The sequence below is a fragment of the Nocardia grenadensis genome (assembly GCF_050942415.1).
GTDB classification, from domain to species: domain Bacteria; phylum Actinomycetota; class Actinomycetes; order Mycobacteriales; family Mycobacteriaceae; genus Nocardia; species Nocardia grenadensis.
Genome location: NZ_CP192054.1, coordinates 2,712,856 through 2,726,765 on the forward strand (window position 1 = coordinate 2,712,856; position 13,910 = coordinate 2,726,765).

11 protein-coding genes are annotated in these 13,910 nt (G+C 62.4%); 10 read left to right on the plus strand and 1 reads right to left on the minus strand.

The genetic code is table 11. The features are described 5' to 3' along the window. The first annotated feature begins 1 nt into the window (after position 1). The 3 genes from ACQPYS_RS12270 (at position 2) to ACQPYS_RS12280 (ending at position 3,776) form a co-directional block, all read left to right on the plus strand. Positions 2-1,174 (plus strand): substrate-binding domain-containing protein, encoded by a 1,173-nt coding sequence (locus ACQPYS_RS12270; protein ID WP_063034078.1) that lies wholly within the window; start codon positions 2-4, stop codon positions 1,172-1,174. Beyond that, positions 1,171-2,733: a sugar ABC transporter ATP-binding protein gene (locus ACQPYS_RS12275; RefSeq protein WP_433492670.1), complete on the plus strand. Its 1,563-nt coding sequence runs from the start codon at positions 1,171-1,173 to the stop codon at positions 2,731-2,733. The genes ACQPYS_RS12270 and ACQPYS_RS12275 overlap by 4 nt, the downstream gene beginning before the upstream one ends. A 131-nt stretch (positions 2,734-2,864) precedes the next feature. Continuing rightward, positions 2,865-3,776, plus strand: a complete 912-nt coding sequence (locus tag ACQPYS_RS12280) for an ABC transporter permease (RefSeq protein WP_433492671.1) — start codon at positions 2,865-2,867, stop codon at positions 3,774-3,776. Between the two features lie 85 nt (positions 3,777-3,861). Here the strand turns inward: ACQPYS_RS12280 and ACQPYS_RS12285 are convergent, their stop codons facing one another. After that, positions 3,862-4,638: an IclR family transcriptional regulator gene (locus ACQPYS_RS12285; RefSeq protein WP_063034084.1), complete on the minus strand. Its 777-nt coding sequence runs from the start codon at positions 4,636-4,638 to the stop codon at positions 3,862-3,864. Positions 4,639-5,194: 556 nt separating this feature from the next. On the opposite strand from ACQPYS_RS12285, the gene ACQPYS_RS12290 reads away from it, so the two are divergent. The 7 genes from ACQPYS_RS12290 to ACQPYS_RS12320 all read left to right on the plus strand — a co-directional run bounded on the left by ACQPYS_RS12290 (position 5,195) and on the right by ACQPYS_RS12320 (position 13,908). Next, positions 5,195-6,316 (plus strand): NAD(P)/FAD-dependent oxidoreductase, encoded by a 1,122-nt coding sequence (locus ACQPYS_RS12290; protein WP_063034086.1) that lies wholly within the window; start codon positions 5,195-5,197, stop codon positions 6,314-6,316. Positions 6,317-8,251: 1,935 nt separating this feature from the next. Next, complete coding sequence (locus tag ACQPYS_RS12295; protein ID WP_433492672.1) at positions 8,252-9,445, plus strand: amidohydrolase family protein; 1,194 nt, start codon at positions 8,252-8,254, stop codon at positions 9,443-9,445. A gap of 132 nt (positions 9,446-9,577) precedes the next feature. Beyond that, positions 9,578-10,315 carry an NIPSNAP family protein gene (locus ACQPYS_RS12300; protein ID WP_433492673.1) on the plus strand — a complete coding sequence of 246 codons (738 nt, stop codon included), beginning with the start codon at positions 9,578-9,580 and terminating at the stop codon, positions 10,313-10,315. Positions 10,316-10,429: 114 nt separating this feature from the next. Next, on the plus strand, positions 10,430-10,843 hold the full coding sequence (locus tag ACQPYS_RS12305; RefSeq protein WP_433492674.1) for a nuclear transport factor 2 family protein: 414 nt from the start codon (positions 10,430-10,432) through the stop codon (positions 10,841-10,843). A gap of 154 nt (positions 10,844-10,997) precedes the next feature. Then, positions 10,998-11,849 carry an ABC transporter ATP-binding protein gene (locus ACQPYS_RS12310; protein ID WP_433492675.1) on the plus strand — a complete coding sequence of 284 codons (852 nt, stop codon included), beginning with the start codon at positions 10,998-11,000 and terminating at the stop codon, positions 11,847-11,849. A 1-nt stretch (position 11,850) separates the two neighbouring features. After that, a complete protein-coding gene (locus tag ACQPYS_RS12315) occupies positions 11,851-12,714 on the plus strand; it encodes an ABC transporter permease (protein WP_063034092.1) in 864 nt (287 codons plus the stop codon). A 327-nt stretch (positions 12,715-13,041) separates the two neighbouring features. Next, a complete protein-coding gene (locus ACQPYS_RS12320; protein ID WP_433492676.1) occupies positions 13,042-13,908 on the plus strand; it encodes an ABC transporter substrate-binding protein in 867 nt (288 codons plus the stop codon). Positions 13,909-13,910: the final 2 nt, after the last annotated feature.

Sequence of the window (13,910 nt, forward strand, 5' to 3'; positions counted from 1 at the left end):
AATGAAGTGGATCACCCCCGGCCGGACCGCGCTGACCGGTATCGCCCTCGCCTTGACACTGCTTGTGTCGTGCGCCTCCGAAGGAGGCGGCCGCGCGGATCCGGCAAGTGCAGGTACTGATCCCGGGCTCGTCGCCGAGGCTACAGCGGCGACCGAAGCCGCCTACCGAGGTTCCTCCACGGAGCCCCCGGCCACCGCGCCGGCGCCGGCTGTCGACAAGGAGATATGGATCATCTCCGCCTTTCAGCAGGTACATGCCCTGGCTTACCAATCCGAACAACTTGTGGAAGCCGGCGCGGCGATCGGCTGGACCACGCGAGTGTGCGACGGCCGCAACAACGTCAACGGCGGGTGGTCGGAATGTATCCGCCAAGCGACCGCAGCGGGAGCCGAAGGCATCGTCCTGGTCTCCGTCGACTGCGCTCCTGTCCGACAAGCACTGATCGAAGCACGCCGGGCGAACGTGAAGATCGCATCTTTCAGCGGTTTCGACTGCGATGACCCCACTCAGGGCGCAAGTACTCCGCTGTTCGACGCTCCCGCCAGCTACCTCGCCGGTGGTGGTTCGATCGCGGACCTCTACACCCGACTCGGTGAGCTGCGCGCCGACATCGTCATCTCGAAGACCGGAGGTTCCGCGAAGGTCCTGCACGTCGCCTTCCAGGACGTGGCATTCGGGACTTATCTCGCCGACGGCTTCAGAAAGCGGATGGAGAAATGTGGCGGTTGCACGATCGTGGACACCGTGTCCATAGTGCCGCCGGACGTCCCCAACATTCGGCAGCGGTTCGAGACAGCGCTGGCGAGACATCCTGAAGCCAGTGTCGTCGCGGTCGATGTCGACTACTTTTTCGTCGCCGGGATCCAGCAGGCTCTCGTCACCTCCGGCCGCCCGGACTTGCTGGTGCTGGGCAGCGAGTGCCAACGTAACGATCTCGACTACGTCCGCAGCGGGCAGGGCGAGCAACTCTGTGTCGGCGTGTCCAGCGGCTACCGGTCCTACGCGTCGATCGATTCGCTCAACCGAGTGTTCAACGGTGCGGCAGCCGTCCCGGCGGGCGTAGGCATGCAGATCGTGGACGCTGACAACAACTTGCCCGCTCCCGGCTCGGAATATGTGGGAACGATCGACTTCTCGAGTCACTACAAGCAGGCATGGGGACGATCGCGATGACCGTTGTCGAGCAGAGTGAAGTCAGAGAATTCGGGCCGCCTGCGGTCGAACTGCGGAGTGTCAGCAAGACCTTCGGCGGTGTGCGCGTCCTCCGCAGCATCGATTTCGAGGTTGCCCGGGGAACGGTGCACGCACTTCTCGGCGGCAACGGTTCCGGCAAATCGACGACCCTGAAAATCCTTGCGGGTGTCCATCAAGCCGATCGTGGCGGAACCATTGGACTGAATGGTCATCTGCACGCGTGGAACGCATACAGTCCGGCGGTCGGGAAATCAGCTGGCCTGCGGTTTGTCCACCAAGATCTCGGTCTTGTGCCGGATCTCACGGTCAGCGAGAACTTCGCACTGGAATCCGGCTATCCGCGCCGGCTCGGGCCGGCGATCGCTTGGAGCGCGCTCCATCGAAGCACCGCAGAACAACTCGCGCATATCGGGCCCGATATCGATCCTCGCAAACTCGTGCGTGAGCTGCGCCCGAGCGACCGGACCCTCGTTGCCATCGCGCGTGCACTCCGCGATACCGACACCGGGGAAACCGTGACACTGGTCCTCGACGAACCCACGGCGAGCCTTCCCAATCATGAAGTCGACCTGTTGTTGCAGGCGGTCGAGCAGCTGCGGGCGCGGGGGCAGACGGTGATCTATGTCAGCCACCGATTGCCCGAGGTCCTGCGCCTGGCCGATCGGGTGACCGTACTGCGCGACGGCGCAATAGTCGCCACGGCCGATGCCCACGCCGATCTCGATGAAGCCGCGCTGATCGAGTTCATGACCGGCTCCGCGCCTCGACCGCAGACGCGTGACAAGACGCCGGCCACCAGGGGACCGGTGTTGCTGGCGGTGCGCGACCTCGCCGCCGGCCCGCTCGAATCGGTGAGCTTCGAGGTGCATCGAGGTGAGATCCTTGGTGTGGCAGGACTGCTCGGCTCCGGCCGGTCAACCTTGCTGCGTACCCTGTTCGGTGCGCGTGTGATCGACGGCGGAAGGATCGAGGTCGATGGTGCGCCCGTGAGATTCGGCAGCACCGGTGATGCCATCCGCGCCGGATTCGCCTTCGTGCCCGAAGACCGGGCCCGTGATGCGGCGTTCCTCGAGCAGTCGGTGGTCGCCAACCTCTCGATATCGATCGTCAGTCGATATTGGCGAATCTGGCGCATGGCCCATGGCCTAGAGCGTCGAGAGGCCGGCGATTTGATGACCGAGTTCGACGTCCGGGCCGCCGGGCCGGACACGGCTTTGGCAACACTGTCAGGCGGTAATCAGCAGAAGGTCGTCATAGCTCGATGGATCCGGCTACGACCGAAAGTGCTCCTGCTCGACGAGCCGACTCAGGGCGTGGACGTCACGGCTCGCGCCGAGATCCACGCGGCCATTCGATCGCATGTTCGCGACGGCGCCAACGCCGCGATTGTCGTGTCGTCGGATTTCGCGGAGCTGGCGGCGCTCTGTGACCGCGTCATTGTGGTGACGGGTGGCCGGATCCGAACCGAGCTGGCTGCCTCCGAGGTAACCGAGGGGCGGCTCTCCGTGCTCTCACATGCAGTCCCAGAAGGAGAATAGCTGTGATTCCTACTGACCAGGCCATTGCCGCCACGCCGGCGGCCGCATCGGATTCGGCCGTTGTGAGCCGGAAGTTCTCCGGATGGCCTCGCCTTCTTCAGCGGTACGGACTGCTGCTCCTACTCGTCGCGATGGCCCTTATGTTCGCCGTTCTCCCCGAATCCGGTGCGGCGTTTCGGAGTGAAGCCAACCTGCGGGCGCTCGTGGCGAACCAAGCCGTAGGGCTGGTGGTAGCACTCGCACTGCTGTTCCCTATGGCCGCGGGATTCCTCGACTTCTCCGTCGGTGCCGTGACCGCGACCACCAGTGTCGCCGCCGCGGCGGCGATGGCGCACTTCGGTCTCCCGCCCCTGGTGGCCATCTGTATCGCTTTGCTCGGCGGAGTGGCCGTCGGCGGGTTCATAGGTCTGTTGGTCGCGAAGTTCGAGATGAATCCCTTCATCGCGACGCTCGGGATGGCCACGCTGCTCGGCGGCGTGATCCTCGCCTACACCGATGGTCTGCAGATCACCAATGGGATTTCCCCCCAGGTCACTGCCCTTGGTTCGGGGACGTGGTTCGGGCTTCCGAGGATCGTGGTCGTGGCCGCGGCGATTGCCTTCGGGGTGTGGTTCGTCATGGAACACACACCGCTCGGGCGCTATCTTTTCGCTGTCGGTTCCAACTCGAACGCGGCTCGACTCACCGGCATCAATGTCGTGAAGGTCAAGTTCATCTCCTTTGCCCTGTCCGGTCTCGTCGCCGGCGCTGCGGGGGCTCTCCTGCTCGCCCGACAGGGTTCGGCGACGTCCGACTCGGGAATGAGCATGTTGTTTCCCGCGTTGACGGCCGTTCTACTCAGCACGATCGTCGTTTACCTCGGGAGGCCGTCTGTACTGGGGACGGTCATCGGCGTGCTGTTTCTGGCGGTCAGCGTCAGCGGACTGACCTTGATCGGGGCACCGGCGTGGGTGGGCCAATTCTTCAACGGGGCCGCTCTGCTGGTTGCCGTCGGCGTGTCGAGCGTCGGGAACATCAGCCGGTCGAGGGCGCGCGCTGGTTGAGTCGACGAACGCGTCGGGTCGACCAGTACGTGCTGTCCTGTTGCCGAGTGCGGCCTTGTCCGGAGGCGGGCTCGATCGAGTCCGCTCAGCCCTTTATGAAGTCGGCCTGAATCGCTTTCACGGCGAGCGCAAGTGTCGACACGATCGCGGGAAGTTTTTCCGGGTCGTAGCGAACGCTCGGCATGGAAACGGACACGCCGGCCAAGGCGTGACCGTCATCGGAACGGATGAGGCTTCCGATCGCGGTAACTCCACGCTCGGACACATCCTTATTGACAACGAAGCCGTTCTTTCGGATCTGGTTCAGGGTACGGCGCAGTTGCGACAGGTCGGGCCGGTCGTCGTCGGGCTGGCCCGACTTGTAGCCGTCGGAATAGACCTGCTGCAATTCCTCGTCGGACAACTCGGCGAGCAAGAGCAGGCCTCCTGTGATCTTGTGGGCGCGAAAGACCATGCCTTCGCGGGTCCCGACCCGCAATGCTCGCGGACTTTCCACACTGGCGATGAACCGCGCCGTACTGCCGGTGCGGATGATGAGATTGGCCGACTCTCCCAGGACATCGACCAACCGACGGAGATGCGGGAGGGCCGCCGTGCGTAGCTGCGAGGTCTGGGATTGCGAATGTGCAGCCAACTCGAGTACCGGACCGGCTCGGTAGCAGCGGTTCTCACTTTGTACCGCGAAATCGCGATAGACCAGCATCGCGAGGAGGCGGTGCGCAGTCGATCTGGCCACACCCAGTCGGTCGGCGATCTGCGACACAGTGACTTCGCCCTCCAGCTGCAACATGACGGCGATGTGGAGGGCATGATCGACGCTGGTGATCGCGTACGACGGCTGTTTCTTGAGAGGGCCCGCCATTGTTACTCCGATCTTCTGCAGTCCAGAATACGCTGTTTCTTTATCACGGGGTCGGGCACGATCGTGCGAGACCGCCGATAAGGCTTGATGGAGTTCTATGACCGACCTTGTTCAAGCATCCGCTCCTGGCCGTCACCTGGACCGGCTCGTATCGGCGCACGCCGAATTCGGTGTTGTACCGCGTTCCCGGACAAGAGTCGATGAACCCGCTGCGGCGGCGATCGGTGACCATATGCCGATAGTAGAGAAAGCCGTCGGACCTCCCGGCGACACCATCCACCGAAATGGAACCGAGCAGACCAAGGTTCCAGAACTGGGAGTTGTGGCATCTCGACGACAGCCGGCAGCGGCGACAGCGCAATGCTCGATCCTATGCGCGGAATTCGCACAACTCGTGCGTGTTCGGCACGACTGTGCTGGCACCGGCCGGCGGCCATCACTACTCCCGCTCACCCCGCCGGAATCTGTATATGCCGCTTCCGAGCCAATGGGATACCGGTTCCCCGTCGAGGGAATCGTCTCGCGGTGAACTACCGAAGAATAGAAGGAAACCAGAATGCCTCATATCGTTGTCATCGGCGGCGGATTTGCCGGTGTATGGAGCGCAGCCTCGGCAGCGCAGGTTCGGCACTCCACCGGTGCCGACCTGAGGATTACCCTGATCGCGCCCCAACGCGATCTGGTGCTGCGCCCTCGGCTGTACGAAGCAGACCCGAGCCGGGCCACGGTGGCGCTCGACCGCATATTGAAACCGATCGGCGTCGACCATGTCCGCGCGAGCGTTCGCCGGATCGACGTCGCGCGACGCCGGGTGACCACTGACGATGGTCGCGACATCGACTACGAACGTCTTGTGTTGGCTGCCGGCAGCCGCCTGATTCGGCCGGAGCTACCCGGTGCGGATCGATTGTTCGATATCGACACCTTGGGCGGGGCTCAGCGTCTGCAGGCCCACCTGCGGAAACGGTCAGGGTTTCACGCGACCGTGGTCGGCTCCGGATTCACCGGCTTGGAGCTCGCGACCGAACTCGCATCCAGGGGCCGAGTCCTGCTGGTCGACCGGGCTACCGAAGTCGGCCCGGAGCTCGGCGCGGGCCCGCGGCCGCAGATTCTGACGGCGCTCGACGAGCTGGGTATCGTTTGCCGGCTCGGCGTCACGGTCACCGAGGTCGGCGACGGCTTCGCCGAACTGTCCGACGGCTCGCGGATCGACACCGACGCGGTAGTGTGGACCGCCGGCTTGCAGGCCAGCCCACTCACCCTGCAGATCCCAGGTCCTCGGGATCAGCTGGGTAGGTTGCAGGTGGATGAGTGGCTCCGGGTCACCGAGGATGTCTTCGCTGCGGGTGATACGGCCGCAGCTCGAATCGATCCGGATCACTCGACGGTGCAGAGTTGTCAATACGCAGTGCCTCTCGGCAAAACCGCCGGCCACAACGCTGCCGCCGACCTTCTCGGCCTCGCGGCCTTGCCTTTCGCACCGGACCCTTATGTGACCTGTCTCGACCTGGGTGCCGCCGGCGCATTGCTGACAGACGGCTGGGACCGTCGAGTACAGGCCTCCGGCTCCGAAGGGAAGAAAATCAAAAAGTACATCATGCAACTGATTCACCCACCGGTCGATGACGCCGACGCCATATTCACTGCGGCCCGGGAAATTCGAGGACGCGATGTATAAGCGGTCCGAGACCGCGTGAACGGATATCGCCTCCGAGCGGAGCGGTGAATCCTGCGGCTCACCCGGATCGCCCACTTTCCGAGCTGATCCGCCGCTGCGGATCAGCTCGGAACGCAGCTTGCGGAAGTAGCGGCCGGTTGAGCAGCGACCGGGCGCGGGTATGTCGCGATGCCGAGTTGCGCGCTTTCGCGGGACGCTCCGATTCTGGCTGTCCGACGCGTACGTGCCCGGGGGCCTGCTGATCGTCGCCACGGCCGAATCGATCGGTATGGCCGACACGGCGGTCACGGTGACCAGCGAGTACCGCGCTCCGCGGGAATTGCCCCGGGGTCGGCTCGCTGACCCCGGGGCCGGCTACCCGGCAATTCGACTTTTCCGGCCTTCACGAGCACAGCCGCGGCCTGGAACTTTCGCCGACCGAGGCGTTCCCCGCGCGACTGCTCACCCTTCTCGGCTCGGAGGAGGCGGGCGGGCCTCGGCAGCAGCGAGGGACCCCCACTGAACACAGGGCATTGCCGAGCGGCGCACAGGTTGTTCCCAGGTTCGGCGGGAAAGGTGGACAAGGAAACCAGTACGAGGAGGTCCCCCATGATGGTCTACGCGACGGTTGCCGCCGGATTCGCCGTGCTCACACTGATGGTGTTGTCCAGCCATATGGCTGCCGTGGCGCCGCGCACACTGGTCCGGGTGCGCAACCGCTGACCTGCGTTTCAGCGATGGATCGATCCCGTGTTCGCGTAGAGCGTCATTACCGTCGCGCCGCCGAGCCCGACGTTGTGCTGTTCGCGTAATCGACCCGGCGGGCTCGCGTCGGCCCACGTGGCTGCCAGACCGATTCCGCGTACTGCGCCACGCCTGTCGCACCCAGCGGGCGGCCTTTGGCCGGCGTGCCGCCGGAGGGATTGGTCACAACCCGCCGCCGTCCGTGGTGGCGGCGTCGGCGACGACTCGTTCTGCGGTCGCCTGTGGGGTGAGAGTCCGGGGCAGAACGGGTCACGCGGACGCGGTTTCGGAGGTCGAGGCGAGAGCTGATCGAATGCCCGAGCTGATATGCCCGGGCAGGATCGGGGTCGCGCCCTGTTGACCATTCCACGTATGTATCGATCCGGACCGGATGGGCTTATGTGCCGCTTGTGTTCGACCTGTTCTCCCCGGGTGACCGTCGGCTGGGCCGCAGCGAGTTCGACGACGACCGCGCTGGTCGCCGAAGCGCTCGAAAGGGTGTTCTGGCGGAGGGAGAACTACCGCCATCCGTGCGAGTCCCGGTCTGGTACTCCACACGGATGCCGGGTGAAATTCGCATTGGTGACTTGAATTGAATTGGCCTGCTGTACAGATTATTTCGCTGTCGGTCGACCGTAGCAGTTCATTCTTCTTGACGAGTGAACAGGCCGGGCAATGTGTCGATTCGCCTGGTCGCCAAGGAGTTTCGTGCTGGGATGATTCCGACTGGCTTCGGTCGGCGCGGCCGGCCGGGCTCGCGCGCACATCGGCAGTAGCGTGTGTTCCGCAGACTGCCGAAGCTGCTGGACACGCCCGTCGGCAACGTCGGTTTCCCTGAATGCCAACTGATTTCAACCGTGCTTCACGACGTCATCGGTGACCGATTTCGACGCCGGACTTCATCGGCACTGGTATGCCGCAGTCTGCTTGACGACACGGTCACCCCCGACGTGGATGTTGCGTGAGTCGACCGACTCGCGAACGAACTCGGTAAGCCCCCGAAACCATCGCCGGAAAACACGGGCCGCTCTGCGGGGCCATGGGTGCGGCGGCCCTACAGCGGAGGACGCGCCCGTGGCCCCTGACGGTTCACCAAGCCGCTCACCCCGGAGGCGGGCGCCACGGAAAAGTGAGGCTGGACACACAGCTCGCTCTATGCCAAACTGCGATCTGACGAACAGTCAGATTGAGTCAGCGAGACATAGGACTTATATGTCGGACCTCCCGAGAATCATCAGCGTCGACGACCACATAGTCGAGCCCGCTCATTTATGGCAGACCTGGTTGCCGAGGAAATATCGCGAGCACGGTCCCCGTGTCGAGCGTCGTGGAATCGGCGATATCCGACATGTCGGAGGCGGGCGGTATGAGCAGACGTTCGATCCGGACGGACCAGCAGCGGATTGCTGGGTATTCGAAGATCTCGTATATGTTCATAAACGTCACGTCGCGGGGGTCGGATTCAGCCGCGAGGAAATGACGATGACCCCGATGACCTATGATGAGATGCGCCCCGGGTGCTACGACCCGGTCGAGCGTACTAAAGACATGCTCGCGAACCACGTCGACGGATCGCTCTCGTTCCCGACATTTCCCCGGTTCTGCGGACAGACATTCACCGAGAACTCGGACAGGGAGTTGGGGCTGGAATGTATCAAGGCCTACAACAACTACATGGTCGAGGAATGGTGTGGTGACAGTAACGGGGTGCTTATTCCGCTGATCATCGTGCCGCTCTGGGATGCCGAATTGGCTGCCGCCGAAGTCCGGCGTAATGCCGAACGGGGCGTGCATGCTGTTTGCTTCAGCGAAATTCCCGCGCATCTGGGCTTGCCGAGCATCCACAGTGGGTTCTGGGACCCGTTCTTCCAGGCCTGCGAAGAGACGTCCACGACGATCAACATGCATATCGGGTCTTCGTCGAGGATGCCTGCGACCTCGGCGGATGCGCCGGACGGAGTCGCTGCCACGCTCTCCTTCAACAACTCCATGACATCGCTGGCGGACTGGCTGTTCTCCGGGAAGCTCGTCGAGTTCCCCGATCTGAAAATTGCCTATTCCGAGGGCCAGATCGGATGGCTGCCATATCTTCTCGAGCGCGCGGATACCGTTTGGGAAGAACATAGAGCGTGGGTGGGACGCGACGGAATCACTCCGGAACCGCCCTCTGAGTACTTTCGGCGTAACGTGTTCGGCTGTTTCTTCAAGGACTACCATGGAATCGCCTCACGTGATGTTATCGGAATCGACAACATCACGTTCGAGACCGACTATCCACATACCGATTCTACGTGGCCGGATTCGAAAACTGTCGCCGAGAAGCATCTGATCGGACTGAGTGACGAAGAGAAATACAAGATACTTCGAGGCAATGCTATCCGGATGCTGAGTCTGGACCGGGTCTGACGGGAGTTTTGAACTCCTGCATCCGAACCACTTCTCGTGCCGACGGTGCCGACCGTCATAACTATATTGCCATCCGTTCGGAATCGAATGGGACCGATCAGCTATCCGGCCGGTCGCATTTGGAAGGTTCAGATGAACGACAAGATCTATATCCACGAGTACATCGACATAATCGGCCACAATCGCAGCAAGTACATGTACCATATGACTGCCAATTTCAGCCCCATCGGACAGGAAGAACGCAACCAGAGCTGCTACGGAGTCTGGGGCGTGGTGGGGAGTACTGGGTGCTGGCCGCAAGTGGTGAATATTTGGGAAGAAGATGGGCTTTCCGGACTCGCCGCATCCTTTCGGCACGAGCTTGAACATGAGGCGCTACAGGATCCAAAGCTCGCAAAATGGTGGGCTACCGCAGCAGAGTTTCGTTCGGGAGGTCGCGATCGTCTTCTGCTGCCCGCGCCTTGGAGTCCCACGTCCGCGGATCTCTGCGCTGCCGGAGTGACCGGCGATGTCTACGCCCAGGAGGAGGTGCACGTCGCCCCCGGGCAAGCGGGCGAGTACCTACGCAGAGTAAGCGAGATCGCCGCACCGCTCTACGAGCGCTTCGGGTGGCGGCTCGTCGGGGCCTGGGAGACATTGATGACCAACGACAGTGAGGCCTTCGTGCTCTGGGCCATACCGTCGTGGACTCAGTGGGCCGAGCTCGAGAAGGCTCTGCGCAGCGATCCCGCCCTCTCGGCGTGGCGCGTGCAGAGCAATGAGCTGACCACTGCCTTCGATCGATACCTTCTGGTCGATGCCCCGCTCTCGCCGTTCCGGACCGGTCGGCAGCCGCGGCGAGAGGATCGCATCGAGCAATGGGTGGAGTGATCGAGGAGGCGGGATCAGCGGCGGTGCCGCATCTGTCTCACCGCGACCGAGGGTGCACCGATATCGAGTGGCCGGAGCGTCACCGCGAGGTTTGATTGGAAGGACACACTGGTCATGACGATTGCACGCCCGGACTCGATGGCGGCGGAACTGGAGGTCCGCGACCTCCTCGGCCGTTGCGCCCTCTGTGCCGACGAGGGCCATGCTGCGGAGTACCGGAACTTCTACAGCGAGGATGTGGTCTGGGAGACCACCGGCACACGACAGGTCGGCATCGCCGAGGTGATCGGTGCCGCAGTTGAGCGGCGCAGGACGGGCGTCAGCGGACCGGGCTCACACACACGCCACGTGATCACCACGCTCACCGTGGCGATCGACGGCTCGAAGGCGCGAGCGCTCAGTTATGTGCAGTTCTATCGCAACACTCACGCCACACCGATAGCAGGACTGATCGTGCGGTACTCCGATCAGCTCCGCCGCAGCGACGCCGGCTGGAGAATCACCCACCGTCGCATCACCCCCGGATAAGCGTCAGAGGCCGAAATCCGGAATCTCCACGGCAATTGATTGGAGCGTTACACGTTGCGCGACCGAATCTCTGCCCACGAATCGGTCCTGGACCGTCCGGTGACACCGAGTTCCATCGAACACGGCCTACCAATTCATGGTGAAGGTATAGAAAATGACCACAAACAGCTCGATCGCTTCAGGGGCTCGGGAACAGGACCGTACCATCGATCTATCCAGTGGTTCCCGTCCAAAGATTGTCGCGAATGGTGTCGAACGGTCCTTCGGGTCGGGCAACGGTAGTGTCCATGCGCTCGGACCGATGGATGCAAGTATCGATGAGGGCGAGTTCGTTTGCATTGTCGGTCCCTCTGGCTGTGGTAAATCCACCTTCCTGAGGATAGTGGCCGGACTGCTACCACCCTCGAAAGGGAAAGTTACCGTCGCAGCGAAATCGGCTCATCCGGCGTCGATGATATTCCAGGATTACGGAATCTACCCGTGGAAAACAGTCGAGGCCAACGTGCGCTTCGGTCTCGACATCCAGGGAGTGCGTAAATCAGAAGGTCGTAAACGTGCGCATTCATGGCTGGAGAAGATGAGAATAGCCGAGTTCGCCGACGTTTATCCGGCTCAGCTCTCCGGCGGAATGCGCCAGCGAGTTTCGATCGCTCGTGCCCTCGCGTCCGAACCAGAAATTTTGTTGATGGATGAGCCCTTCGCCGCGCTGGATGCTCAACTTCGCACGATTCTGCAGGAAGAACTGCTCGAGTTGTGTCAAGCCGAGCGCCGTACCGTTCTCTTCGTCACACACAGCCTGGAGGAGGCGATCATCCTCGGTGACAGAGTGGTGGTGATGAGCGCACGACCGGGGCGAATCCTGGCGGAGCGACGCTCGCCGTTCCCTCGTCCCCGGTCCGCCGCCGTCCGCGATGCGCCAGAGTTCGCGGCATTCAAGGCAGAGCTGTGGGAGCTGCTCCGCGATGAGGTCGAGGCGGGGCAAGGTTCCGCTGGTAGGAGAAATTGAGATGTCGCAGATTTCCGAGAGCTTCAGCGATCGAGTACTCGTGCGATTACCAGGCCGAGCGGAAATAAACTCGGCCGGCGCCATTCGACGCCGCAGAGGTATCGATGCCACACTGGCAATCGGGTTCCCGGTGCTGCTGCTCGCGCTATGGCAGCTGTCCAGCACCATGGGCTGGATAGACAGTCGCCTCTACCCGGCGCCTACGGACATCATCCGAGACGGCTGGGACCTCCTGAAATCCGGAACGCTATGGCCCGATATTCGCGTAACGACCATGCGGGTCTTCTATGGATTTGTCATCGGCGCGTTCGCGGGTATTGTTGTCGGTCTCGTCATGGGTTCGATCCGCTGGATTCGAAAGATGCTCGAATCGACACTCGATGCGCTGTATGTGGTTCCGAAACTCGCTCTTCTCCCGATTCTGTTGAATATATTCGGACTGGGCGAAGGGCCGAAGATCGCCCTCGTTGCCACGACCGTGTTCTTCTTTGTCTGGATCTCCACCATGTCGGCTGTTATTTCGGTTCCCGAGGGCTATCGAGAGGCTGCGCAGTGCTTCGGCGCCAACCGGTGGGACATGTTTCGACATGTACTCGTGCCCGCTTCACTACCGCAAATCTTCGTCGCCATGCGGGTTGGCGCCGGGATAGCTTTCCTGGTGATCGTCGCCGCCGAATTCATCGTGGGAACGGACGGGCTCGGCTATCTGATCTTCAACTCTCGCGCGCTGTTCCTCAATGGCCACATGTTCGTCGGCATCGTTGTCGTCGCCGTCGGTGGCGTGATCTTCACCGAGATCGTCCGATTCATCGGTCGACGGTTGACGAAATGGGCTCCGCACGATGGCGCTGCTACGAACGCCTGACGGCGAGACTTGTCCCCCTATGAGAATGCTGAGGGCAGCATGAGAAGAACACGTACGTCGCTGGGGCTCATCTTCGCCGCGGTGCTCACGTTGGCCGTCTCGGCCTGCGGGAGTGGGGGGTCGGATGCCTCTCGATCCGCGGGTCCGGTAACCCCGAGAGCCGCGACGGGTCTTCCCGTCGCCGGCTGTGCGGGTGGCTGGACCGATCCTGACGACCGTGCACCGGACCGGCACCCCGCCCGATGTGAGGCGAATTCTCCCCAACCGCAACCGCTACCGGGCAAAACCAAGCTGTTGGTGACTTCCTCGACACTGCAGAGTGAGTTCATGGCCAACGTTCGCCTCGCGATAGCGAGCGGTGAGTTCGAAAAAGAGAACCTCGAGGTCGAACTCAAACAAGTCCCCGCGGCGGACAGTATCAATCTTTTGGCCTCGGGAAAGTCTGATATCTCCGTCGGGGCACCGGATTCGGCATTCTTCAACGGGTTGGCAGCCGGAATCGACCTGCGATGGGTGCTGGGAAACTACTTCTCCGCCGACGACTCCAAAGCAGGATTATGGATTCGAGACGTAAATGGTCGTCCGGGGAAGATATCCGACCTGAAAGGAAAGAATATCGGCGCGATCGTGGGCTCGGGTAGCGTTACTATGTATCCGCTCACGCATGGGTTCGCCAAAGCGGGTGTCGATATCGATGATGTGAAATTCCAGTCGTTGCCTGCGGCCGACCTGGTTACGTCGTTGGAGAACGGAGCGATACCGGCAGCGTGGCTGAGTGACCCCTACTGGACCCGGATCAGCGGCCGCGACGGGTACACGTTCGCGGTCGGCCAACCACCTGCGGAGCCGCTCGGTGGGATTATCTTCGGACCGAACATGCTCAGAGAGAAGGGCGATGCGGGCGTCGCTTTCGTCAGGGCTCTCGTGCGGACGGTCAATACGTATCTGACCGGTGACTACAAGGCCGATCCGAAGGTGGCCGCGAGCGTCGCCGATGCGGTCGAACTTCCGCTGGAAATCATGACACGGACTCCATCGCTAGTATTCGATTGGGAGATCCGCGAAGGCACCACCGACCTCCTACAAGAGAGTTTTCAGAAGACCGGTGTATTCAAAGGGAGTCGGATCCTGCCGGAGTCCGAGGTCGTGGATCGTTCGTATTATGCGGAGGCAGTGGGGCAGCCCGCCGGCTGACC